General features: G+C 59.5%; 25 protein-coding genes. 1 reads left to right on the top strand and 24 read right to left on the bottom strand.

From position 1 onward, the window contains the following. Positions 1 to 73: 73 nt before the first annotated feature. The 18 genes from bamB to trmJ form a co-directional block, all read right to left on the bottom strand. Positions 74 to 1,225, bottom strand: coding sequence for an outer membrane protein assembly factor BamB (gene bamB, locus FXO12_RS24325; protein ID WP_057975060.1), 1,152 nt, complete (start codon positions 1,223 to 1,225; stop codon positions 74 to 76). Further along, positions 1,218 to 1,859: a YfgM family protein gene (locus FXO12_RS24320; protein WP_014719816.1), complete on the bottom strand. Its 642-nt coding sequence runs from the start codon at positions 1,857 to 1,859 to the stop codon at positions 1,218 to 1,220. Before FXO12_RS24320 ends, bamB begins: the two co-directional genes overlap by 8 nt. A gap of 41 nt (positions 1,860 to 1,900) precedes the next feature. Beyond that, on the bottom strand, positions 1,901 to 3,190 hold the full coding sequence (hisS, locus tag FXO12_RS24315) for a histidine--tRNA ligase (RefSeq protein ID WP_057975059.1): 1,290 nt from the start codon (positions 3,188 to 3,190) through the stop codon (positions 1,901 to 1,903). A 23-nt stretch (positions 3,191 to 3,213) separates the two neighbouring features. Further along, positions 3,214 to 4,323 (bottom strand): flavodoxin-dependent (E)-4-hydroxy-3-methylbut-2-enyl-diphosphate synthase, encoded by a 1,110-nt coding sequence (gene ispG / locus FXO12_RS24310; RefSeq protein WP_003175952.1) that lies wholly within the window; start codon positions 4,321 to 4,323, stop codon positions 3,214 to 3,216. Positions 4,324 to 4,325: 2 nt separating this feature from the next. Further along, positions 4,326 to 5,312, bottom strand: a complete 987-nt coding sequence (locus FXO12_RS24305; RefSeq protein ID WP_034128023.1) for a RodZ family helix-turn-helix domain-containing protein — start codon at positions 5,310 to 5,312, stop codon at positions 4,326 to 4,328. Then, complete coding sequence (gene pilW / locus FXO12_RS24300; RefSeq protein ID WP_034128024.1) at positions 5,312 to 6,070, bottom strand: type IV pilus biogenesis/stability protein PilW; 759 nt, start codon at positions 6,068 to 6,070, stop codon at positions 5,312 to 5,314. The genes FXO12_RS24305 and pilW overlap by 1 nt, the downstream gene beginning before the upstream one ends. A gap of 12 nt (positions 6,071 to 6,082) precedes the next feature. Beyond that, positions 6,083 to 7,231, bottom strand: coding sequence for a 23S rRNA (adenine(2503)-C(2))-methyltransferase RlmN (gene rlmN / locus FXO12_RS24295; RefSeq protein WP_003194014.1), 1,149 nt, complete (start codon positions 7,229 to 7,231; stop codon positions 6,083 to 6,085). A 29-nt stretch (positions 7,232 to 7,260) separates the two neighbouring features. Further along, on the bottom strand, positions 7,261 to 7,686 hold the full coding sequence (gene ndk, locus FXO12_RS24290; protein WP_003175956.1) for a nucleoside-diphosphate kinase: 426 nt from the start codon (positions 7,684 to 7,686) through the stop codon (positions 7,261 to 7,263). A 92-nt stretch (positions 7,687 to 7,778) separates the two neighbouring features. Beyond that, positions 7,779 to 7,979, bottom strand: a complete 201-nt coding sequence (gene iscX / locus FXO12_RS24285) for a Fe-S cluster assembly protein IscX (protein WP_034128025.1) — start codon at positions 7,977 to 7,979, stop codon at positions 7,779 to 7,781. Positions 7,980 to 7,993: 14 nt separating this feature from the next. Then, positions 7,994 to 8,335 (bottom strand): ISC system 2Fe-2S type ferredoxin, encoded by a 342-nt coding sequence (gene fdx / locus FXO12_RS24280; RefSeq protein ID WP_032895388.1) that lies wholly within the window; start codon positions 8,333 to 8,335, stop codon positions 7,994 to 7,996. A gap of 3 nt (positions 8,336 to 8,338) precedes the next feature. Continuing rightward, the gene (gene hscA, locus FXO12_RS24275) at positions 8,339 to 10,201 is read right to left on the bottom strand and encodes a Fe-S protein assembly chaperone HscA (protein WP_014719821.1); all 1,863 of its coding nucleotides are present in this window, start codon (positions 10,199 to 10,201) and stop codon (positions 8,339 to 8,341) included. Positions 10,202 to 10,252: 51 nt separating this feature from the next. Then, positions 10,253 to 10,774, bottom strand: coding sequence for a co-chaperone HscB (gene hscB, locus FXO12_RS24270; protein WP_034128027.1), 522 nt, complete (start codon positions 10,772 to 10,774; stop codon positions 10,253 to 10,255). A gap of 8 nt (positions 10,775 to 10,782) precedes the next feature. Continuing rightward, positions 10,783 to 11,106, bottom strand: coding sequence for an iron-sulfur cluster assembly protein IscA (iscA, locus tag FXO12_RS24265; protein ID WP_003209680.1), 324 nt, complete (start codon positions 11,104 to 11,106; stop codon positions 10,783 to 10,785). A gap of 28 nt (positions 11,107 to 11,134) precedes the next feature. Next, entirely contained in the window at positions 11,135 to 11,521 is a 387-nt protein-coding gene (gene iscU / locus FXO12_RS24260) for a Fe-S cluster assembly scaffold IscU (protein WP_003175965.1), read from the bottom strand. A gap of 99 nt (positions 11,522 to 11,620) precedes the next feature. Then, the gene (locus FXO12_RS24255) at positions 11,621 to 12,835 is read right to left on the bottom strand and encodes an IscS subfamily cysteine desulfurase (RefSeq protein ID WP_003194019.1); all 1,215 of its coding nucleotides are present in this window, start codon (positions 12,833 to 12,835) and stop codon (positions 11,621 to 11,623) included. Positions 12,836 to 12,885: 50 nt separating this feature from the next. Further along, the gene (gene iscR / locus FXO12_RS24250; RefSeq protein ID WP_003194020.1) at positions 12,886 to 13,377 is read right to left on the bottom strand and encodes a Fe-S cluster assembly transcriptional regulator IscR; all 492 of its coding nucleotides are present in this window, start codon (positions 13,375 to 13,377) and stop codon (positions 12,886 to 12,888) included. Between the two features lie 287 nt (positions 13,378 to 13,664). Further along, positions 13,665 to 14,450, bottom strand: a complete 786-nt coding sequence (gene cysE, locus FXO12_RS24245; protein WP_034128028.1) for a serine O-acetyltransferase — start codon at positions 14,448 to 14,450, stop codon at positions 13,665 to 13,667. A gap of 2 nt (positions 14,451 to 14,452) precedes the next feature. Further along, the gene (gene trmJ, locus FXO12_RS24240) at positions 14,453 to 15,223 is read right to left on the bottom strand and encodes a tRNA (cytosine(32)/uridine(32)-2'-O)-methyltransferase TrmJ (protein WP_034128029.1); all 771 of its coding nucleotides are present in this window, start codon (positions 15,221 to 15,223) and stop codon (positions 14,453 to 14,455) included. Between the two features lie 145 nt (positions 15,224 to 15,368). Here trmJ and suhB point away from each other — a divergent pair, with 145 nt between their 5' ends. After that, positions 15,369 to 16,184, top strand: a complete 816-nt coding sequence (gene suhB / locus FXO12_RS24235) for an inositol-phosphate phosphatase (RefSeq protein ID WP_005791195.1) — start codon at positions 15,369 to 15,371, stop codon at positions 16,182 to 16,184. 206 nt (positions 16,185 to 16,390) lie between these two features. Here suhB and FXO12_RS24230 read toward each other — a convergent pair whose 3' ends face one another. The 6 genes from FXO12_RS24230 to queA all read right to left on the bottom strand — a co-directional run bounded on the left by FXO12_RS24230 (position 16,391) and on the right by queA (position 22,464). Further along, the gene (locus FXO12_RS24230; RefSeq protein ID WP_003194023.1) at positions 16,391 to 16,933 is read right to left on the bottom strand and encodes a glycine zipper 2TM domain-containing protein; all 543 of its coding nucleotides are present in this window, start codon (positions 16,931 to 16,933) and stop codon (positions 16,391 to 16,393) included. A gap of 123 nt (positions 16,934 to 17,056) precedes the next feature. After that, positions 17,057 to 17,971 (bottom strand): protein translocase subunit SecF, encoded by a 915-nt coding sequence (secF, locus tag FXO12_RS24225; RefSeq protein ID WP_003194024.1) that lies wholly within the window; start codon positions 17,969 to 17,971, stop codon positions 17,057 to 17,059. 9 nt (positions 17,972 to 17,980) lie between these two features. After that, on the bottom strand, positions 17,981 to 19,849 hold the full coding sequence (secD, locus tag FXO12_RS24220; RefSeq protein WP_003194025.1) for a protein translocase subunit SecD: 1,869 nt from the start codon (positions 19,847 to 19,849) through the stop codon (positions 17,981 to 17,983). A 62-nt stretch (positions 19,850 to 19,911) separates the two neighbouring features. Next, complete coding sequence (yajC, locus tag FXO12_RS24215; protein ID WP_003175975.1) at positions 19,912 to 20,250, bottom strand: preprotein translocase subunit YajC; 339 nt, start codon at positions 20,248 to 20,250, stop codon at positions 19,912 to 19,914. Positions 20,251 to 20,293: 43 nt separating this feature from the next. Continuing rightward, positions 20,294 to 21,409, bottom strand: coding sequence for a tRNA guanosine(34) transglycosylase Tgt (gene tgt, locus FXO12_RS24210; RefSeq protein WP_032803964.1), 1,116 nt, complete (start codon positions 21,407 to 21,409; stop codon positions 20,294 to 20,296). Between the two features lie 5 nt (positions 21,410 to 21,414). After that, entirely contained in the window at positions 21,415 to 22,464 is a 1,050-nt protein-coding gene (queA, locus tag FXO12_RS24205) for a tRNA preQ1(34) S-adenosylmethionine ribosyltransferase-isomerase QueA (protein WP_034128030.1), read from the bottom strand. Positions 22,465 to 22,567: the final 103 nt, after the last annotated feature.

The following is a 22,567-nucleotide window of genomic DNA, read 5'->3' as shown; positions in this document are numbered from 1 at the left end:
GCAGCATCGTCAGATGCCGCATGCCCCGCCGAAGCAGGGCCGCCTGGGGGTTACCCCAAGCATAGTCAAACCTTTACTTGATGGTCAGGGCTTCCAGCTTGCCGCCGTTGCCATACACATAAAGCATGTTACCCACCACCAGCGGACGCGCACGCAGGCCGTCGCTGTCGATACGCTGGCGACCGACAAAACGACCATCCACCTGGCTCAGCAGGTGCAGGTAGCCTTCAAAGTCACCGACCGCGACGTAGCTGGAGAAGACTTCCGGTGCCGACAGTTGACGGCGAGCCAGGGAGTCATTGCTCCACAGTGCAGTGGTGGAACGCTCATCCACACTTTCAACGGTGCCGGATGCCAGGCTCACATAGACGCTGCCAAACCCTTGGGCGACACCCGCATAGCTGGAGGCATCACGCTGCCAGTTGATGCGACCGCTTTGCAGGTCCAGCGCGGCAACACGCCCCTGGTAGGTGGCGACGTAGAGGGTTTCACCCGACAGCAGCAAGCCGCCGTCGATGTCTACAACGCGATCCAGTTCGGAACGACCTTGCGGGATGGCCACACGAGTTTCCCAGGCCGGCACGCCGTTCTGGGTATTCAGGGCAACCACTTTACCGGTCGACAGGCCAGCAACGGCCAGGTTGTTGGTCACAATCGGACCACTGGTACCGCGCAGGGTCAACACCGCAGGGGTGCTGTCGTACAACCAGCGTTGGTCGCCGGTGGAGGCATCCAGGCCGATCACGCGGTCGTCCTGGGTTTGCACCACGACGATATCGCCGTTGGTCGCCGGCGCCGAGAGCACTTCACTGGTCACGCGAGCGCGCCACTTCTCTTCACCGGTGCTGGAGTCCAGCGCGACCACGTCACCCTTGAGGGTACCGATCAGCACCATGCCGTAGCCGACGCCCACACCGCCGGAAACCGGCAGTTCGAGGTCTTTCTTCCACTTGACGTCGCCGTTCATGCGATCCATGGCAACCACGACACCAGTGGAATCAGTAGCCACGATGCTGTCGCCGTCAATCGCCGGCTGCAACAGGTTGTAGAGGTCGCCCTGCCCATCACCAATGGATTGGCTCCATTGTTTTTGCAGGACCACTTCTTCCTTGAAGCTGGTCAGCTCGGCAGGAGGCAGTTCTTTTTTGCTGTTGCTGCTGCAACCCGCGGCCAAAACGGCCAGAGCCAGCAATGCTGCATGTTTCCAACGGATCACGTCACGCATCCCCTTTGGCCAAGTCGTCGAGCTTGATTTGTAAGCCACCGACCGCCGCTTCATCAGACAGCGCCGCCTTGGCTTTTTGGTACGCAGCATGGGCTTCGTCGGTACGACCCAATTGGACCAACAGGTCGCCCTTGAGCTCTTCGCGAGTGGCCACGAATGCCTTGTCAGCATCGCCGTCGAGCAGTTTGAGTGCTTCGTCAGCCTTGTTCTGTGCCGCCAATACCTGTGCCAGGCGCTGACGTGCGATTTCACCCAGGGTCGGGTTGGTCGGCTTGTCGGCAATGGCCTTCAGCTCGGTGACGGCGTCATCCAGCTTGCCGGTATCGACCGCGACTTTCGCGACGAACAGGCTGCCGTACTGGGCGTAGGTGCTACCGCCGAATTCGTTCTTCAGCTTGCCGGCCAGGTCCGCCACCTGCGCAGGGTCAGGCTTGCCGTCCGGGGTCAGGGTAGTTTCCAGCAGTTGCTGATAAACGATCGAGGCACCTTGGGACTGGTTGGCCTGATACTTGGTCCAGGCTTGCCAGCCGAACACCACCACTAGCGCCAGCAGGCCGCCTGTGACCAGGGGCTTGCCGTTACGCTGCCACCAGTCCTTGAACTCGGCCAGTTGCTCATCATCAGTACTCGACACCCCAATACTCCTTAATCGCTAAATTCGGCTGTTCGACAGCTTCAACCCTGCACGATGCAGGTGGCCAAGTGCGCAGCGAGCGCATCAAAGGCAATGTTCTGTTGTTCACCCTGGCCACGCAGGGGTTTGAAACCTACCACTTGCTGGGCCAGCTCGTCATCGCCGAGGATCAGTGCGTAAAGCGCACCGCTCTTGTCGGCCTTCTTGAACTGGCTCTTGAAGCTACCAGCGCCGGCATTGATCTGCAGGCGCAGGTTGGGCAGTTGGTCACGTACTTTTTCGCTCAAGGCCAGGGCCGCCAGTTCGGCAGCCTCGCCGAAGGCGCACAGGTACACGTCCACCTGACGGGAAATTTCTTCCGGGACCTGCTCCAGGGTTTCCAGCAGCAGGATCAGCCGCTCGATGCCCATGGCAAAGCCTACGCCCGTGGTCGGCTTGCCGCCCATTTGCTCGACCAGGCCGTCGTAGCGACCACCGGCACACACGGTGCCCTGGGCGCCGAGCTTGTCGGTGACCCACTCGAACACGGTCTTGCTGTAGTAGTCGAGGCCACGCACCAGCTTGGGGTTGATCACGTAGGGAATACCGGCTGCATCCAGACGCGCCTTGAGGCCCTCGAAATGCACCCGGGACTCGTCGTCCAGGTAATCAGCCATTTTCGGCGCATCGACCAGCACGGCCTGGGTGTCGGCGTTCTTGGTATCCAGGACGCGCAACGGGTTGGTTTTCAGACGGCGTTGGCTGTCTTCGTCCAGCTTGTCCAGGTGGGCCGACAGGTACTCGACCAGGGCTTCGCGATAGCGACCCCGGGACTCGCTGGTGCCCAGGCTGTTGAGTTCAAGCTTGACCGCATCGCGGATGCCCAGTTGGCCCCACAGGCGCCAGGTCAGCACGATCAGCTCGGCGTCGATGTCCGGGCCGTCCAGGTTGAACACTTCGCAACCGATCTGGTGGAACTGGCGGTAACGGCCTTTCTGCGGGCGCTCGTGGCGGAACATCGGGCCGATGTACCACAGCTTCTGGGTCTGGCCACCACCGGTGATGCCATGTTCCAGTACGGCGCGAACGCACGCGGCAGTGCCTTCCGGGCGCAGGGTCAGGGAGTCGCCGTTACGGTCTTCAAAGGTGTACATCTCTTTTTCGACGATGTCGGTCACTTCACCGATGGAGCGTTTGAACAGCTCGGTGAACTCGACGATCGGCATGCGGATCTGCTTGTAACCGTAGTTATCCAGCAGGCGCGCGACAGTGCTTTCGAAGTAGCGCCACAGTGGCGTCTGCTCCGGCAGGATGTCGTTCATGCCACGAATGGCTTGCAGAGACTTGCTCACATCAGATCCTTAAATTCGTTCAATCAGCCGCGAGCGATCAGCGCTGCGTCAGCGGCGACCTTCTCGGCCGCTTTCTCGCGGATCAGCTTTTCCAGCTCATCCACCAGATTGTCATTCGTTAGCTTCTGCGACGGTTTGCCGTCGATGTAAATCAGGTTCGGTGTGCCACCCGTCAGGCCCACGTGGGCCTCTTTGGCCTCACCCGGCCCGTTGACCACACAACCGATCACTGCGACATCCAGCGGCACCAGCAGGTCTTCCAGGCGCAACTCCAGGTCGTTCATGGTTTTCACCACGTCGAAGTTCTGCCGCGAGCAGCTCGGGCAGGCGATGAAGTTGATACCACGGGAACGCAAACGCAGGGACTTGAGAATGTCGTAGCCGACCTTCACTTCCTCTACGGGGTCTGCCGCCAGAGAGATGCGGATAGTATCGCCAATCCCTTCGGCGAGCAGCATACCGAGACCCACAGCAGATTTCACTGTGCCTGAGCGCAAACCGCCCGCTTCAGTGATACCCAGGTGCAGCGGTTGCACGATTTCCTTGGCCAGCAGGCGATAGGCTTCTACGGCCATGAACACGTCCGAGGCCTTTACGCTGACCTTGAAGTCCTGGAAGTTCAGGCGTTCAAGGTGTTCAACGTGGCGCAGCGCCGACTCAACCAGCGCTGCCGGAGTGGGCTCGCCGTATTTCTTTTGCAGGTCTTTTTCCAGGGAGCCGGCGTTGACGCCGATGCGGATCGGAATACCGCGATCACGGGCAGCGTCCACCACGGCACGCACGCGGTCTTCACGCCCGATGTTGCCGGGGTTGATACGCAGGCAGTCCACACCCAGTTCGGCCACGCGCAATGCGATCTTGTAGTCGAAGTGAATGTCGGCAACCAGTGGGACCTTGACCAACTGCTTGATACGACCAAAGGCCTCGGCTGCATCCATGTCTGGTACGGAAACCCGCACGATGTCCACACCGGCCGCTTCCAGACGGTTGATCTGAGCCACGGTGGCCGCCACATCGTTGGTGTCGCTGTTGGTCATGCTCTGCACTGCGATAGGGGCATCGCCACCCACCGGCACCGAGCCGACCCAGATTTTGCGCGATACGCGACGTTTGATTGGAGATTCGCCGTGCATGACTATTGTCCCAACTTGAGGCGAGCGGTCTCGCCACTGGTGAACGGCGCCACGTCTACAGGCTGGCCGTTGTAGGCCACTTGCGCGCCACGGGCGAAGCCCAGACGCAGCGTCAAAGGAGGCTTGCCGCCCTGGTCAAGCGTATCTCCCTTACGCTTCAAACCGCTAAACAGCACTTTGCCGTTGCCATCGGTGACCTGCGTCCAGCAGTCAGCGATGAAGGTAATTTGTACGCGCCCATCACCGGCGATCAATGCCGGGGTGGTGGGAGGCGACATCGCCGGCGCTGCGGGTGCGGCTGGCGCAGGGGTCGCAGGTGCAGGCGTCGGAACCGCCGGAGCCTGGGCCACGGGTGCGGCCGGAGCGGTCGGAACAGCCGGAGCCGGTACCGCAGCAGGGGCCGTGCCGGCGTCTGGCGCGGGTTGTTCGGCAGTGGCCGGCGCTTGCGGCGCAGCTTGCCCCTCTACCACGGCCTGGTCTTCCGGCTCGTCCAGGGGGTGAATCTGGGTGGTGCCGTCGGCGCTTTCGACTTCGACATGTTCCATGGCGTTGCTGGTCAGGTCTTTGTTGCGCTGGGAGGTCTGGTCTTGCCACCAGACAAAACCGCCGCCGACCACGGCAATCAGCAACAACAGGCTGACAATCCGCAAAATGGTATGGGAAACGCGCGTAGGCTCTTCGATGCGCCCCAACCCATGGACATTACTGCCCTGGGCATCGGTGCCGGTGAACTGGTCGAACTCCTGGACCAGCACGGCCTGGTCGATACCCAGCAATTTTGCATAAGCGCGGATATAGCCGCGGGCAAAAGTGTGCCCAGGCAGCTTGTCGAACGCGCCGGCTTCCAGATTGGCCAACGAGGTACTGGTCAAATTGAGCTTGAGGGCCACTTCAGCCAGCGACCAACCATTGCTTTCGCGGGCCTGGCGCAAGGTTTCGCCTGGGTTGACGCGATTAGCTGCTACATCTTCCGGGTGCGCGGCTTTCATCATTGCTCCGACAGGTATTGCTGATATTCCGGCGTACCGGGATAGAGTCGTTCGAGTTGCTGGCCAAAACGTGCGGCCGTGTCGTGTTCTTCATGAACCGTCGCCAGGCGCACACCGAGCAATAGACTACGTGCATTTTGCCCGCTGAGCAGGCTAAAACGCTCGTAATAGTCACGTGCTGGCACATAATGCCTGTCTTCGTAAGACAACTCAGCCATTTCGAGCAATGCCCGTGGCTGGCGACTGTTCAGGTGCAGGGCTTTTTCCAACTGCTGGCGAGCGCTGTCGCGCTGACCGAGGCGCATCGAGGTCACACCGAGGTTCTCGAACACCCGCGAACGCTGCGGGTAGAGGGTATCGGCGGCGGCTTGCTGAAAATAACGTGACGCCAGGTCGTACCGTTGCTGCTCGAACAGGAAACTGCCGTAGTTGTTCAGCAGCCGCGGATCGGCAGGGCGGGAGGCCAGGGCCTTGTGGAAATAGCGGTCGGCCAGCTCGGGCTCGGCCTGAGCCTGAAACACCAAAGCCAGCGCGGCGTTGGCATCGGCATCATCGGCGTCCAGCTCAAGGGCCTTTTTCAACGGCACCTTGGCCTGCTCGCTCATGCCTTGGCGCAGATACCCCAAACCCAGTTGCACATAGGCAACTCGCGCCTCATCACGGCCTTTATCAGTGCGCAACGGGCTGTCATGACCCGATGAAACGCAACCGGCCACGAGGCCGGTAAACAGTAAAAGCAGCGCAAGGCGCAAGGGCATAGAGATCCTCTCTCAGATTCGATTCACAGCGATTTGCGGCAAATCTTCAGCGGCGTTAAGTTCGCGCACGGCGATATAACGTTCACTGCGGCGGGTGCGGTCCATCACCTGCCCTACCAATTGGCCACACGCGGCATCGATGTCTTCACCACGAGTGGTTCGCACAGTGACGTTATAGCCGGCCTGGTGCAGTTGATCCTGAAAACGACGGATGGCGTTGTTGCTCGGCCGCTCGTAGCCAGAATGAGGAAACGGGTTGAACGGGATCAAGTTGATCTTGCACGGGGTGTCCTTGAGCAATTCGATCATCTCGACCGCGTGCTCCAGCTTGTCGTTGACGTCCTTGAGCATGGTGTACTCAATGGTCAGCACACGCTTCTCACCCAGGGTCGCCATATAACGCTGGCACGATTCGAGCAGCATCTTAAGCGGATATTTCTTGTTGATCGGCACCAATTGGTTACGCAATGCGTCATTAGGTGCGTGCAGCGACAACGCGAGGGAGACGTCGATGTGCTTGGCCAGCTCATCGATCATCGGTACCACGCCGGAGGTCGACAGGGTCACACGGCGCTTGGAGATGCCGTAGCCCAGGTCGTCCATCATAAGGTGCATGGCCGCAATCACGTTGTCGAAGTTCAGCAGCGGCTCCCCCATGCCCATCATCACCACGTTGGTGATGGCACGGTCGACGGTCGCCGGGACGCTGCCAAAGGATTTGTTGGCAATCCACACCTGGCCGATGACTTCGGCGGCGGTGAGGTTGCTATTGAAGCCTTGCTTGCCGGTGGAGCAGAAACTGCAGTCCAGGGCACAGCCTGCCTGGGACGAAACGCACAAAGTGCCACGTTTGCCCTGGGGAATGTACACGGTCTCGACGCAGCTACCGGACGCCACGCGCACCACCCATTTACGGGTGCCGTCGCTGGAAATGTCCTCGCTGACAACCTCGGGACCCCGCACCTCGGCAATGGCCTTGAGCTTGTCGCGCAGGGCCTTGCTGACGTTCGTCATGGCGTCGAAATCGTCGACGCCAAAGTGGTGAATCCACTTCATTACCTGACCGGCACGGAAACGCTTCTCCCCGATTGAGTCGAAGAATTTCTCCATTTCCGGCTGAGTCAGACCCAGCAGGTTGGTTTTAACAGTCGATGTAGTCATGGATTCACCCTCACTCTTTAAGCCGATGCTTAGCGAGCGGTTACTTCAGTAGCAGCGAAAAAGTACGAGATTTCGCGAGCAGCAGCAGCTTCGGAGTCCGAGCCGTGAACAGCGTTGGCGTCGATGGATTCAGCGAAGTCAGCACGGATGGTGCCAGCAGCAGCTTCTTTAGGGTTGGTAGCGCCCATCAGCTCACGGTTCAGAGCGATAGCGTTTTCGCCTTCCAGAACCTGGACAACAACAGGACCGGAGATCATGAAGGCAACCAGGTCGCCGAAGAAGCCACGAGCGCTGTGCTCAGCGTAGAAGCCTTCAGCTTCAGCCTTGGACAGTTGCTTGAGTTTCGAAGCTACAACCTTCAGGCCGGCTTTTTCGAAACGAGTGGTGATCTCGCCGATGACGTTTTTTGCAACAGCGTCAGGCTTGATGATGGAGAAAGTACGTTGAACAGCCATGGTGTAACTCCAGAAACGGTAATTTACGAAAAATTAAACCCGCGAATTATACGCGGGTTATTGGGTATTGCCTAACTGCGTAAAAAGGCGGCTCAGTCTGCTTCTTCGATCCACAGGCCTTGAATCGCCTCAAGGACCTTTTCGCCACCCCGGTCAGGGATGTCGTCAAAATCCGGCAGTGCCATTACGAGGTCGCGCAGCTTGACGAAGTTCACGGTAAGAGGATTGACCTCAGGATGAGCTTCAGCAAGTTGTATAGCGATTTCTTGTACATCAACCCATTTCAGGCTCATGACATTTCCTTGAATCAATGCGGCGCTTCGGCTGCATGGTTGAGCGAATATTTCGGGATTTCGACGGTGAGGTCTTCAGTCCCCACTTTCGCCTGACAACTCAGGCGCGACGTCGGCTCCAGGCCCCACGCCCGATCAAGATAGTCTTCTTCCAGGTCGTCAGCCTCATTTAGGCTGTCGAAACCTTTACGAATGATGCAGTGACAGGTGGTGCAGGCATTGACGCCGCCACAGGCACTTTCGATCTCGATGTGGTTGTCATGGGCGACGTCGAGCAGGGACTTGCCGGTCTCAGCCTCCACGACCATGCCCTCAGGGCAATGTTCGGCGTGCGGTAGAAAAGTGACCTGCGGCATCAGTTATTCCTCAATTTCATTCAGGTTGCGGCCCGCCAGCGCGGCTTTAACCGTCTGATCCATACGGCGGGCGGCAAAGGCATCAGTCACTTGCGACAGGCGCTTGGTCTGTTGCTCGATGGCGTAACCATCGTTGCCTTTCATCAGTTCGGCCAGTTCCTGCATCTGCAGGTCAATGACCATGCGTTCTTCGGCATCCAGCAGGCGCTCGCCGTCGGCTTCAAGGGCGCCCTGCACCGCTTCGAGCAGGCGCTGGGCATCCACTTGTTGCTCGCGCAATACGCGGGCGACCTTGTCGTCACCGGCATACTGGAACGAGTCCTTGAGCATCTTGGCGATTTCGCCATCGGTGAGGCCGTAGGACGGCTTGACCTGGATGCTGGCTTCAACGCCAGACGCCAGTTCGCGCGCAGCGACACTGAGCAGGCCATCGGCATCGACCTGGAAGGTCACGCGAATTTTCGCTGCGCCCGCCACCATCGCCGGAATGCCACGCAACTCAAAACGCGCCAGGGAACGGCAGTCGCTGATCAGCTCGCGCTCGCCTTGCAGCACATGAATCATCATGGCTGTCTGGCCGTCTTTGTAGGTGGTGAAATCTTGGGCACGTGCGACGGGGATGGTGGTGTTGCGCGGAATCACCTTCTCCATCAGGCCGCCCATGGTTTCCAGGCCCAGGGACAACGGGATCACGTCGAGCAAAAGCAATTCGCCGCCATCACGTTTGTTACCAGCCAGGGTATCGGCCTGGATGGCAGCGCCGATGGCGACGACTTGATCCGGGTCGATTTCGGTCAATGGTTGGCGCCCAAAGGCTTCGGCTACCGCTTCACGCACGCGCGGCACGCGGGTGGAACCACCTACCATGACCACTGCGCCAACGTCTTCCAACTCGATACCGGAATCACGCACAGCACGACGGCAGGCTTTGAGGCTGCGGGCAACCATCGGCTCGATCAGCGCATCAAAGGCTTCGCGAGTCAGTGGCGCCGACCAATTACCGTAGCAAACGTCAACAGAAGCCGCGTCAGTCAGCGCCTCTTTGGCCGCGCAGGCAGTTTGTAGCAGGTTGCGCTGCGCGCCTGGGTCCAGGTCGGCCGACAAGCCGGCGCTGCTGATGATCCAGCCAGCGATGGCGTGATCGAAATCATCGCCACCCAGAGCGCTGTCGCCGCCGGTCGCGAGCACTTCAAACACACCGCCGGTCAGGCGCAAGATCGAAATATCGAAGGTGCCGCCGCCCAGATCATAAATAGCGACCAGGCCTTCAGCGTGCTGATCGAGGCCGTAGGCCACAGCCGCCGCAGTCGGCTCGTTGAGCAAGCGCAGCACATTCAGGCCGGCCAGCTTCGCCGCGTCCTTGGTGGCTTGACGCTGGGCGTCATCGAAATACGCCGGCACGGTGATAACCGCCCCTACCAGCTCACCACCCAAGGTGTTTTCCGCACGCTGGCGCAGCACCTTGAGGATATCGGCCGACACTTCCACCGGGCTCTTGGGCCCTTGGACAGTGTCGATGAACGGCATATGGGACTCGCCGCCGACAAAGCGGTACGGCAATTGGTCACCCAATTGCTTGACGTCGGACAACCCACGACCCATCAAGCGCTTGACCGACAACACCGTGTTCAAGGGGTCTGCGGACGCGGCGAGCTTGGCCGATTCGCCCACTTCAGTGCGGTCGGCGTGATAACGCACGGCAGACGGCAGGATCACCTGCCCATCGGCGTCGGGCAGCGGTTCGGACAGGCCGCTGCGCAAGGCAGCAACCAGGGAATTGGTGGTGCCCAGGTCAATCCCGACCGCCAGGCGACGCTGGTGCGGTTGAGGGCTTTGGCCGGGTTCGGCGATTTGCAGTAGAGCCATGGTAATCAGGTCTTATCTGTCTATCAGGCGTGCATCACGGGCAGCACTGGGTTAATCGTCGAGGCGCTCTTCTAGCTGGCGCACTTCGTAGGTGAGCTTGTCGAGAAACTGCATGCGCCGCATCAGGCGTTCGGCCTGTTCGCGTTGCGCCGCATCATCCCAACAGGCTGCGAAGCTTTCGTTGAGCTCATCCTGGGCGGTTTTCAGACGACGCTTGAAGACCGCAACACCGGCTATATCGGCTTCGTCCTGCAAGTCTTCGAGCTCTTCGCGCCACTGCATCTGCTGCATGAGGAAGTCCGGATCGTGCACCGTAACTTCCAACGGCAACTCGCCACCGTTCAGGGCGAGCAGGTAACGCGCGCGTTTCGCGGGGCTTTTGAGCGTCTGATAGGCTTCGTTGAGGCTGGCCGATTGCTCAAGGGCCAAGCGCTGCTCACGCTCGGAAGCGTCAGCGAAGCGGTCTGGATGCACCCCACGCGCCAATTCACGGTAGCGCGTGGCGAGCTGCTCAAGGTCCAGCCGAAAGCTCGGCTGCAGCTCGAATAAAGCGAAATGACAAGGAGTACCCACGAGTAGCCTCAGATGTTGAAGCTTTCGCCGCAGCCACATTCACCGCGCACGTTAGGGTTGTTGAACTTGAAGCCTTCGTTCAACCCTTCCTTGACGAAATCGAGTTCGGTGCCGTCCAGGTAGGTCAGGCTCTTGGGGTCGATGATCACTTTCTCGCCGTGACTTTCGAACACCTGATCCTCTTCAACCACCTCGTCGACAAACTCCAGCACGTAGGCAAGGCCGGAACAGCCCGTGGTGCGTACACCCAGACGAATCCCCTCACCTTTACCGCGCCCATTCAGGGAGCGGCGAATGTGCTGCGCAGCCGCTTCTGTCATGCTGATAGCCATCGTTGACTCCTTACTCGTCGCCAAATGCTTAGATCAAGCCTTTCTTCTGCTTGTAGTCGCGAACGGCTGCCTTGATGGCATCTTCAGCGAGTACGGAGCAGTGGATTTTCACCGGCGGCAACGCCAGTTCTTCGGCCAGCTGGGTGTTGCTGATAGTGACAGCCTCATCCAGGGTCTTGCCTTTCATCCATTCGGTCGCCAGGGAGCTGGATGCGATGGCCGAACCGCAGCCGTAAGTCTTGAATTTGGCGTCTTCAATAACGCCAGCATCGTTGACCTTGATCTGCAGGCGCATCACATCGCCGCACGCCGGGGCGCCGACCATGCCGGTGCCGACATCTGGATCTTCCGCGTTCATCTTGCCGACGTTGCGCGGGTTTTCGTAGTGGTCGATGACCTTTTCGCTGTAAGCCATGGTACTGAATCCTCACTCATCAGGGCCGCTCTGGAACCCTGTAGAAACGCCTGCGTTTTCCGCCACGTTCCTACAGAGCTTGGGTGGCGGCTTCTATAGTTAGTGTGCCGCCCACTCGATCTTGGAAATATCGACACCGTCTTTGTACATGTCCCACAGTGGCGACAGAACGCGTAGCTTGTTGACGGCTTCGCAGACCTTCTGCGCGGCGTAGTCGACTTGCTCTTCAGTGGTGAAGCGGCCGAACGTAAAGCGGATAGAGCTGTGAGCCAGTTCGTCGTTGCGGCCCAGGGCGCGCAGTACGTACGAAGGCTCAAGGGACGCCGAGGTGCAGGCCGAACCGGACGATACCGCCAGGTCCTTGAGCGCCATGATCAGCGACTCGCCTTCAACGTAGTTGAAGCTCAAATTCAGGTTGTGCGGTACACGGGCGGTCATGCTGCCGTTGATGTACAACTCTTCAAGGTTTTCGACCTGCTTGTAGAAGCGATCGCTCAGGGCCTTGATGCGCACGTTTTCGGCAGCCATGTCTTCCTTGGCTACACGGAAAGCTTCGCCCATACCGACGATCTGGTGGGTCGCCAGGGTGCCCGAACGCATGCCGCGCTCGTGACCGCCGCCGTGCATGGTGGCTTCGATGCGCACGCGAGGCTTGCGGCTCACGTACAGCGCGCCGATGCCTTTGGGGCCGTAAGTCTTGTGGGCCGAGAACGACATCAGGTCGACTTTCAGCTTGGACAGGTCGATATCGACCTTGCCGGTGGACTGAGCAGCGTCGACGTGCAGCAACACACCCTTGGAGCGGGTCAGCTCGCCGATGGCGGCGATGTCGTTGATCGTGCCGATTTCGTTGTTCACGTGGATCACCGAAACCAGGATGGTGTCTTCACGCATCGCAGCTTCGATCATGGCCGGGGTGACGATACCGTCGGTGGTTGGCTCAAGGTAGGTGACCTCGAAACCTTCACGCTCCAGTTGGCGCATGGTGTCCAGGACAGCCTTATGCTCAATCTTGGTGGTGATCAGGTGTTTGCCTTTGGTCGCGTAGAAATGCGCCGCGCCCTTGATAGCCAGGTTGTCGGACTCGGTGGCACCGGAGGTCCAGACGATTTCGCGCGGGTCGGCATTGACCAGGTCAGCGACCTGGCGACGAGCGTTCTCGACCGCTTCCTCGGCTTTCCAGCCGAATACGTGGGAACGGGAGGCCGGGTTGCCGAAGTTTCCGTCGACCAGCAGGCATTCGCTCATTTTTTGCGCGACACGCGGATCAACCGGGGTGGTCGCTGAGTAATCAAGGTAAATCGGCAATTTCATGGACTTTCTCCTAAATCAGGCTGGCTGGCGTGCCGTTAGCTCTTCGGCTGTCACTCGACGGCGGACGCTTCGATCTTGTCCAGACGCGGCGCCTTGGTGTTGCAACGGCGCTGGTCCTGACGCTGGGCTACTTCTTGCACCTCACGGCGAGTCACAAGATCAGCCAAGCTGATACCACTCAAAAACTCATGGATCTGCAGGCTCAAGTCACACCACAAGTGGTGTGTCAGGCAGGTGTCGCCGGCATGGCAGTCACCCAAACCCTGGCATTTGGTGGCATCGACGGATTCGTTGACCGCGTCGATCACCTGGGCCACCTGAATACCCTGCATGTCGCGGGACAGTTGATAGCCGCCACCCGGACCGCGAACGCTGGAAACCAGATTGCTACGGCGCAATTTGGCGAACAACTGCTCGAGATAGGACAGGGAAATGCCTTGGCGCTCGGAGATATCGGCCAGGGACACCGGCCCAGTTTGCGCGTGCAAGGCCAAGTCGAGCATGGCGGTCACCGCGTATCGGCCTTTTGTAGTCAGTCTCATGGACAAGTACCAAGGTGTTTCAGAATGGGAGCAAGTATGCGATTCCCGAGTATTTAAGTCAACTATAAGACCTAGTACTTTAGTCAGGATTACCCGTAAAAAGGGCGCGCGAATCATAGCAGGATGGGGTGGGATCGAACAGCGCAACCAGGCCTGCTGCAAGACCACCGAGCCAATGGAGATCAAATGTGGGGGCTGGCTTACTTGCGATAGCTGTCTATCAGCTTGCTTATAGGTTGCTGGCCCACCGCAATCGCAGGCAAGCCAGCTCCCACAAGAGGCCGCGTTCAGCCTGCCTTGGTGGTAGCGGCTTCGTCCTTGATTTCAGCAAAATCTTCCTCACGCAGTTCAGGCAAGTCTTTGGCACAGTACGGGCTGCCCAACTCCTTCAGCGCCCCGCACATACCCTCCAGCTTGCCGTCCACCGCCTGCAAATGATCAAGCAATTGACCAATCGCACGAGCCACCGGGTCGGGCATATCTTCACTGACGCCATAGGCATCGAAACCAATCTTCTCGGCCATCGCCTTGCGCTTGGCCTCTTGCTCATCACCGACTTGCGGCTTGACGATGATGCGGCCTGGAATGCCCACAACCGTAGCACCCGGCGGCACAGCCTTGGTCACTACCGCGTTGGAGCCAACCTTGGCGCCGGCACCCACGGTAAACGGCCCGAGCACCTTGGCGCCCGCCCCTACTACCACGCCATCGCCCAGCGTTGGGTGGCGCTTACCCTTATTCCAGGTGGTGCCGCCGAGCGTCACACCTTGATAGAGGGTGACGTCATCGCCGATCTCGGCCGTCTCGCCAATCACGATACCCATGCCGTGGTCGATAAAGAACCGACGACCTACCTTGGCACCCGGATGGATCTCGATACCGGTCAACCAACGCCCAAAGTTCGATACCAGCCGCGCCAGCCACTTCCAGCCCATGCCCCACAGGGCGCCGGACAAGCGGTGGATCCAGATCGCGTGCATGCCCGGGTAGCAGGTCAGCACTTCAAAGGCATTGCGCGCCGCCGGGTCACGGTGGAAAACACTTTGGATATCTTCTCGCAAACGCTCGAACATTTTTAATCCTTCCGCTCAAGAAGCTCACCACGGGCCGCTTTCTGGGTTTCCGTGAGGATGCCACGCAATATGTTCATTTCAGCCCGGCTCACCGAGCTGCGGCCGTATAAGCGACGCAGGCGCGCCATCAAGTGCCGTGGCTTTTCAGGGTCGAGGAATTCGATGGCGACCAGGGTTTGCTCCAGGTGCTCATAGAACCGTTCCAGCTCGTCCATGGTGGCCAACTCGCCACTTTTGGTCGATGCAACCTCTTCCTTTTCCATTTTGCTCGGTTGGCCAGCAGCGGCCAGCCAGGCCATGCGCACTTCATAAGTCAGCACCTGCACCGCAGCCCCGAGGTTCAGCGAGCTGAACTCAGGGTCTGAGGGAATATGCACGTGGTAATGACATCGCTGCAGCTCTTCGTTGGTAAGGCCGGAGTCTTCACGGCCGAATACCAAGGCGATTTCAGCACCGCCAGCAGCCTCTTCCACCACTTTGGTGCCGCATTCACGCGGATCCAGCAGCGGCCAAGGGATACGACGATCACGGGCGCTGGTGCCGAGCACCAGATTGCAGCCGACCAAGGCATCCTCCAAGGTGGCGACCACTTGGGCATTTTCAAGCAAGTCATTGGCGCCGGACGCACGGGCATCAGCCTCGTGGTGCGGGAACACCCGCGGTTCGACCAGCACCAGGCGCGTCAGCCCCATGTTTTTCATGGCTCGCGCCACCCCGCCGATGTTGCCGGGATGACTGGTATTGACCAAGACGACACGAATGTTTTGCAGCAAGGGAGGCGCTCGCGGACACAGGAAAGGGGAGCAAATCTTACAGAACCGCCTAAGGTTATGCCATGAAAGCGAACGTCGTCCTTCACCTGAGGAAAGTTTCTGCTAGAATGCTCGGCTTTCTTTAACAACCTTAGGTGACCTATCCATGCAGCCCATGCTGAATATCGCGCTGCGCGCCGCCCGCAGCGCCAGTGAATTGATCTTCCGCTCCATCGAGCGCCTGGATACCATCAAGGTCGACGAAAAAGACGCCAAGGATTATGTATCCGAGGTGGATCGCGCCGCCGAACAGAAAATCATCGACGCCCTGCGCAAGGCCTACCCTACCCACGGCATCCTCGGTGAAGAAACCGGCCTGCACAAAGGCAGTGGCGAAGGCGAAGACTACCTGTGGATCATCGACCCACTGGATGGCACCACCAACTTCCTGCGCGGCATCCCGCACTTTGCCGTGAGCATCGCCTGCAAATACCGTGGCCGCCTGGAACACGCCGTTGTGCTGGACCCGGTTCGCCAGGAAGAATTCACCGCCAGCCGTGGCCGTGGCGCCCAACTGAACGGCCGCCGCCTGCGTGTCAGCGGCCGCACCAGCCTGGAAGGCGCCCTGCTGGGTACCGGCTTCCCGTTCCGTGACGACCAGATGGACAACCTGGAGAATTACCTGGGCATGTTCCGCGCCCTGGTTGGCCAGACCGCCGGCATCCGCCGTGCCGGTGCAGCCAGCCTGGACCTGGCGTATGTCGCCGCCGGTCGCTTTGATGCGTTCTGGGAGTCGGGCCTGTCCGAGTGGGACATGGCAGCAGGCGCCCTGCTGATTCAGGAAGCAGGCGGCCTGGTGAGCGACTTCACCGGTGGTCATGACTTCCTGGAGAAAGGCCACGTCGTGGCTGGCAACACCAAATGCTTCAAGGCAGTACTGACGGCGATCCAGCCGCACCTGCCGGCTTCGCTGAAGCGCTAAGCGAGCGAGCACAAAAAAGCACCCCGCGGGGTGCTTTTTTTATGCGTGGGATTTAGCAAAAAACCAATTCCAACTGATTCAATACAATCCAATCTGGGAGCTGGCTTGCCTGCGATGGCGGGCTGCCAGCCAACTGATTAGTTACTGACCCACCGCTATCGCAGACAAGCCAGCACCCACATTTGGATCGAAACCAGACCTGGGGATTACTGCTGGTTCTGACCCAAGATCAGACGACCTTCCTTATCCACCGGGATCTGGCTACCAGGGTCGCGCTCCATACGCACGGTACCTTCCTTGCCGTCCAGGTTGTAACGCACGTCATAACCGACCACCTTGTCACTGATGTCGTTAACGGTGTTACAGCGAGTTTGCGTAGTGGTGTAGGTATCGCGGTTCTGCATACCTTCCTGAACCTTGTTACCGGCGTAGCCACCACCGACCGCACCGGCCACGGTGGCCAGCTTCTTACCGTTACCGCCACCAATCTGGTTGCCCAGCAGGCCACCCGCAAGGGCACCCACCACGGTACCGGCGATTTGATGTTGGTCCTGCACCGGACGCTGCCGGGTCACGGTGACGTCCTTGCAGACCTCACGCGGGGTTTTGATCTGGGTTTTAACCGGCTGCACCGCCAGTACTTGCGCATACTCAGGGCCGCTTTTTACCAGGCTGTAGGTGGCAACAGCGCCTCCGGCAGTCACACCGACAGCACCCAATACCGCACCAACCAGCAACGACTTGTTCACATGAACCTCCTGACCATCACAAGCGGACCGAAAGATCCGCGCTATACCCAGCCTTGGAGCAAAAAAAAAGGCGCGAGTTCAATACTCGCGCCTTTCTTGTAACAGCGGATCAACAAACGCCCATCAAGGACGGTCGTCGACCTCCTTGTCGGTAGCGGCAGGAGGGATCAAGTCTTCGCTGTTGAGGTTCAGCCAGATCAGCACCACGTTGGCGATGTAGATCGACGAGTAGGTACCCGCCAGAACGCCGATAAACAGCGCCAGGGAGAAGCCCCACAGGTTGTCGCCACCGAAGATCATCAACGCAGCAATCGCCAGCAAGGTGGAGATCGACGTCGCCATGGTCCGCAGCAGGGTCTGCGTGGTGGAGATGTTGATGTTCTCGATCAACGTCGCCTTGCGCAGCACGCGGAAGTTCTCACGAACCCGGTCGAAGACCACAATGGTGTCGTTGAGCGAGTAACCAATGATCGCCAGCACAGCCGCCAGTACGGTCAGGTCGAAGGTGATCTGGAAGTAGGCCAGGATACCCACGGTCACGACCACGTCGTGGATCAGCGACACAATGGCGCCGACACCGAACTTCCACTGAAAGCGGAAAGCCAGGTAGATCATGATGCCGACCAGCGCCATCAGCATGCCGAGGCCGCCCTGGTCGCGCAGCTCTTCACCCACTTGCGGGCCGACGAACTCGACGCGCTTGACCGATGCCGGGTTGTCGCCACCCACCTTTTGCAAGGCCTCGGCTACCTGGTGACCCAGTTGCGGGTCTTCGCCAGGCATGCGCACCAGCAGGTCTGTGGTGGCGCCGAAGCTCTGCACAACGGCTTCGTGATAGCCGGCCTTGACCAGCTCGCTGCGCACCAGGGTAACGTCGGCCGGCTTCTCGTAGGTCAGCTCGATGAGCGTACCGCCGGTGAAGTCCAGGCCGTAGTTCAGGCCCTTATGGAACCAGCTGAACAACGCCAGAACGGTAAGGAGCACGGTGACGCCGAACGCAACGTTGCGAACGCCCATGAAGTTGATTGTACGTAACATGGCAGCCCCTTAAATCCACAACTTCTTGAAGTCACGCCCGCCAAAGATCAGGTTGACCATTGCGCGGGTCACCATGATGGCCGTGAACATCGAGGTAAAGATCCCGAGGGACATGGTCACCGCAAAGCCTTTCACCGGGCCCGTGCCCATGGCGAAGAGAATCCCGCCGACCAACAAGGTGGTCAGGTTGGAGTCGAGGATCGCGGTAAATGCCCGGCCGAAGCCTTCGTTGATTGCACGCTGTACGGTCATGCCGGCGGCGATCTCTTCACGAATCCGCGAGAAGATCAGCACGTTGGCGTCCACCGCCATACCCATGGTGAGTACGATACCGGCGATACCTGGCAGGGTCAGTGTGGCGCCCAGCAACGACATCAAGGCCAGCAGCATCACCATGTTGCCCGCGAGGGCGACAGTGGCGATCACACCAAAGAAGCGGTAGATGGCGATGATGAACAGCGACACGAACAACATACCCCACAGCGCCGCATCGACACCCTTGGTGATGTTGTCGGCACCCAGGCTCGGGCCGATGGTACGTTCTTCAGCGAAGTACATCGGTGCCGCCAGGCCACCGGCACGCAGCAGCAACGCCAGCTCGGAAGACTCGCCCTGGCCGTTCAGGCCAGTGATACGGAACTGAGCACCCAGCGGCGACTGGATGGTCGCCAGGCTGATGATCTTCTTCTCTTCCTTGAAGGTCTGCACTGGCACGTCTTTCTCGACGCCATTGACCATCTGCTTGGTGTAGGTGGTCACCGGGCGTTGCTCGATGAAGATCACCGCCATGCTGCGACCGACGTTGCTGCGCGTGGCGCGGCTCATCAGTTCGCCACCGTGGCCATCCAGACGGATGTTCACTTCAGGCGTGCCGTGCTCGCCGAAACCGGCCTTGGCGTCGGTCACCTGGTCACCGGTGATGATCAAGCCACGCTCGATCAGCGCTGGAGGGCGGTTGCCTTCGCGGAATTCGAATTCTTCGGAAGTGGCACGCGTAGCGCCTGGGTCTGCCGCGAGACGGAACTCCAGGTTGGCGGTCTTGCCGAGGATACGCTTGGCTTCAGCGGTGTCCTGTACGCCTGGCAGCTCAACCACGATGCGGTTGGCGCCCTGGCGCTGCACGATCGGCTCGGCGACACCCAGCTCGTTGACGCGGTTACGGACCGTGGTCAGGTTCTGCTTGATGGAGTATTCGCGGATTTCAGCGATCTTGGCCGGGCTCATCGCCAGACGCAGCACCGCTTGACCATTGAGGTCGGCCGGTACGATGTCGAAGTCATTGAAGTTCTTGCGGATCAGCGCACGGGCCTGTTCGCGGGATGCTTCGTCAGCAAAGCCCAGCTGGATAGCGCCGTTGAGCTGCGGCAGGCTGCGATAACGCAGCTTCTCTTTGCGCAGCAGGCTCTTCACGTCGCCTTCGTAGACCTTCAGACGTGCGTCCAGGGCCTTGTCCATGTCGACTTCCAGCAGGAAGTGCACACCACCGGACAAGTCCAGACCCAGCTTCATCGGGTGCGCGCCAATGCTGCGCAGCCATTGTGGCGTGGTCTGGGCCAGGTTGAGCGCGACAACGTAGTCGTCACCCATGGCCTTGCGTACGACATCCTTGGCCGGCAATTGGTCTTCTTGCTTGGTCAGGCGCAACAAGCCGCCTTTGGAACCAGCCGCCAAGGTTGCCGCTTTAACCTGGATGCCCGCGTCGTTGAGCGCTTTGCTCGCACGGTCCAGATCAGCCTGATTGACCTGCAGCGAAGTGCTGGCGCCAGAGATCTGGATCGCCGGGTCATCAGGATAGAGATTGGGAGCGGAATAAATAAAACCGATCGCCAGCACCGCCAGGATCAGTACGTATTTCCACAGAGGGTATTTGTTCAGCATCACGCCGCCCGCTTATAACGCGGGGCGCCTTGCGCGCCCCGTCGATTGGTAAAGGTTGTTACTTAGATCGCTTTGAGCGTGCCTTTAGGCAGCGTGGCGGCGATGGCGCCCTTCTGGAACTTCATTTCCACGGTGTCGGAGACTTCCAGTACCACGAAAGCATCGGAAACCTTGGTGATCTTGCCGGCGATACCGCCAGTGGTCACGACTTCGTCGCCTTTTTGCAGGCTGCCCAGCAGGTTTTTCTGCTCTTTGGCGCGCTTGGCCTGTGGACGCCAGATCATCAGGTAGAAAATGACCAGGAAGCCGACCAGGAAAATCCACTCGAAACCACCGCCCATAGGGCCGGCAGCAGCAGGCGCAGCGGCGTCAGCCATGGCGTTAGAGATAAAAAAGCTCATTTAGCACTCCAGTTGCAAATAGTGAATCTTAGGGTCGGAAAACTCAGTCCAAGGGCGGCACAGGGAGGCCACGCTTGGCATAGAAGGCATCGACGAAGGCGGCCAATGTACCCTGTTGAATAGCCTCGCGCAAACCAGCCATCAGGACTTGGTAATGACGCAAATTGTGGATGGTATTCAACATGCTACCCAGCATTTCCCCACACTTGTCCAGATGGTGCAGATAAGCACGGGAGAAGTTCTGGCAGGTGTAGCAGTCACAGGTAGGATCCAGCGGCGAATCATCATGGCGATGGAACGCGTTACGGATCTTCAGCACGCCTGTATCGATGAACAGATGCCCATTGCGGGCATTACGGGTTGGCATCACGCAATCGAACATGTCCACACCGCGGCGCACACCCTCTACGAGATCTTCCGGTTTGCCAACGCCCATAAGGTAACGAGGTTTGTCTGCGGGCATCAGGCCTGGCAGGTAATCGAGCACCTTGATCATTTCGTGCTTGGGCTCGCCCACCGACAGACCGCCGATGGCCAGGCCGTCGAAGCCGATCTTGTCGAGGCCTTCCAGCGAGCGTTTGCGCAGGCTTTCATGCATGCCGCCCTGGACAATACCGAACAGCGCCGCCGTGTTATCGCCATGGGCGTTCTTCGAACGCTGGGCCCAACGCAGCGACAGCTCCATGGAGATACGCGCCACGTCTTCATCGGCTGGGTATGGCGTGCACTCGTCGAAAATCATCACGATGTCCGAGCCCAGGTCACGCTGTACCTGCATCGACTCTTCCGGGCCCATGAACACCTTGGCGCCGTCGACCGGCGAGGCGAAGGTCACGCCCTCTTCCTTGATCTTGCGCATGGCGCCCAGGCTGAACACCTGGAAACCACCGGAGTCGGTGAGGATCGGGCCTTGCCACTTCATGAAGTCATGCAGGTCGCCATGCTTCTTGATCACTTCCGTGCCCGGACGCAGCCACAGGTGGAAGGTATTGCCGAGGATAATCTCGGCACCGGTGGCGACGATGTCGCGGGGCAACATGCCTTTGACGGTGCCGTAGGTGCCGACCGGCATGAAGGCCGGGGTCTCCACAGTGCCGCGTGGGAAGGTCAGGCGGCCGCGACGGGCTTTGCCGTCCGTAGCGAGCAATTCAAACGACATACGACTCATAAGTTGTCCTCAGGGCCGCGCGGCGCCGGGTTACGGGTGATAAACATCGCATCACCGTAGCTGAAAAAACGGTACTCGTTAGCAATGGCGGCCTGGTAGGCAGCCATGGTTTCCGGGTAACCGGCAAATGCCGACACCAGCATCAACAGCGTGGATTCCGGCAAATGGAAGTTGGTGACCAGACAATCGACCACATGAAAGGGTCGCCCTGGAAAAATGAAGATATCGGTGTCGCCACTGAACGGCTTGAGCACGCCATCACGCGCTGCACTCTCCAGCGAACGCACACTGGTGGTGCCCACGGCAACCACTCGACCGCCACGCGCCTTGCACGCCGCCACCGCATCCACCACGTCCTGGCTGACTTCCAGCCACTCGCTGTGCATATGGTGGTCTTCGATGTTATCCACACGCACCGGCTGAAACGTACCGGCCCCCACGTGCAGGGTCACATAGGCCGTGTCGACGCCCTTGGCGGCAATCGCATCCAGCAATGGCTGGTCGAAATGCAGCCCGGCAGTCGGGGCGGCGACGGCGCCGAGGCGCTGTGAGTACACGGTCTGATAGCGCTCGCGGTCCGCGTCTTCATCGGGGCGGTCTATATAAGGAGGCAACGGCATATGGCCGACGCGCTCCAACAACGGCAACACTTCTTCGGCAAACTTGAGCTCGAACAAGGCATCGTGGCGCGCGACCATCTCGGCTTCGCCACCGCCCTCAATCAAGATGCTCGACCCCGGTTTGGGCGATTTGCTGGAGCGCACATGGGCGAGCACGCGGTGGCTGTCCAGCACCCGCTCCACCAGGATTTCCAGCTTGCCGCCGGATGCTTTCTGGCCAAACAGCCGCGCCGGAATCACCCGGGTATTGTTGAAAACCATCAGATCGCCTGGGCGCAAATGCTCAAGCAAATCAGTGAATTGACGGTGTGCGAGGGCACCGCTGACCCCGTCCAGGGTCAGCAGTCGACTGGCGCGACGCTCGGCCAAAGGGTGGCGAGCGATCAGCGAATCAGGGAGCTCAAAAGTAAAGTCAGCAACGCGCATGATGGGGTTCGTCTAGCAGGGCCGGGAAGTCTAGCGGAAATAGTGAAAATAGACCATGAAACGTGATTGACCAACGGTAATCTCATCTCTATACTTCGCCGCC

It is taken from the genome of Pseudomonas sp. J380 (assembly GCF_009827115.1).
Classification (GTDB): domain Bacteria; phylum Pseudomonadota; class Gammaproteobacteria; order Pseudomonadales; family Pseudomonadaceae; genus Aquipseudomonas; species Aquipseudomonas paracarnis.
The sequence above is the reverse complement of the archived record's forward strand: the minus strand, read 5'-3'. Positions and strand labels throughout refer to the sequence as shown.

Bases quoted from the DNA above. Each gene is read 5' to 3' on its own strand.
- bamB (WP_057975060.1), bottom strand. From the start codon at position 1,225: ATGCGTGACGTGATCCGTTGGAAACATGCAGCATTGCTGGCTCTGGCC.
- ispG (WP_003175952.1), bottom strand. From the start codon at position 4,323: ATGCACGGCGAATCTCCAATCAAACGTCGCGTATCGCGCAAAATCTGG.
- FXO12_RS24305 (WP_034128023.1), bottom strand. From the start codon at position 5,312: ATGAAAGCCGCGCACCCGGAAGATGTAGCAGCTAATCGCGTCAACCCA.
- pilW (WP_034128024.1), bottom strand. From the start codon at position 6,070: ATGCCCTTGCGCCTTGCGCTGCTTTTACTGTTTACCGGCCTCGTGGCC.
- rlmN (WP_003194014.1), bottom strand. From the start codon at position 7,231: ATGACTACATCGACTGTTAAAACCAACCTGCTGGGTCTGACTCAGCCG.
- ndk (WP_003175956.1), bottom strand. From the start codon at position 7,686: ATGGCTGTTCAACGTACTTTCTCCATCATCAAGCCTGACGCTGTTGCA.
- iscX (WP_034128025.1), bottom strand. From the start codon at position 7,979: ATGAGCCTGAAATGGGTTGATGTACAAGAAATCGCTATACAACTTGCT.
- fdx (WP_032895388.1), bottom strand. From the start codon at position 8,335: ATGCCGCAGGTCACTTTTCTACCGCACGCCGAACATTGCCCTGAGGGC.
- hscA (WP_014719821.1), bottom strand. From the start codon at position 10,201: ATGGCTCTACTGCAAATCGCCGAACCCGGCCAAAGCCCTCAACCGCAC.
- iscA (WP_003209680.1), bottom strand. From the start codon at position 11,106: ATGGCTATCAGCATGACAGAAGCGGCTGCGCAGCACATTCGCCGCTCC.
- iscU (WP_003175965.1), bottom strand. From the start codon at position 11,521: ATGGCTTACAGCGAAAAGGTCATCGACCACTACGAAAACCCGCGCAAC.
- FXO12_RS24255 (WP_003194019.1), bottom strand. From the start codon at position 12,835: ATGAAATTGCCGATTTACCTTGATTACTCAGCGACCACCCCGGTTGAT.
- iscR (WP_003194020.1), bottom strand. From the start codon at position 13,377: ATGAGACTGACTACAAAAGGCCGATACGCGGTGACCGCCATGCTCGAC.
- cysE (WP_034128028.1), bottom strand. From the start codon at position 14,450: ATGTTCGAGCGTTTGCGAGAAGATATCCAAAGTGTTTTCCACCGTGAC.
- suhB (WP_005791195.1), top strand. From the start codon at position 15,369: ATGCAGCCCATGCTGAATATCGCGCTGCGCGCCGCCCGCAGCGCCAGT.
- secF (WP_003194024.1), bottom strand. From the start codon at position 17,971: ATGTTACGTACAATCAACTTCATGGGCGTTCGCAACGTTGCGTTCGGC.
- secD (WP_003194025.1), bottom strand. From the start codon at position 19,849: ATGCTGAACAAATACCCTCTGTGGAAATACGTACTGATCCTGGCGGTG.
- yajC (WP_003175975.1), bottom strand. From the start codon at position 20,250: ATGAGCTTTTTTATCTCTAACGCCATGGCTGACGCCGCTGCGCCTGCT.
- tgt (WP_032803964.1), bottom strand. From the start codon at position 21,409: ATGTCGTTTGAATTGCTCGCTACGGACGGCAAAGCCCGTCGCGGCCGC.
- queA (WP_034128030.1), bottom strand. From the start codon at position 22,464: ATGCGCGTTGCTGACTTTACTTTTGAGCTCCCTGATTCGCTGATCGCT.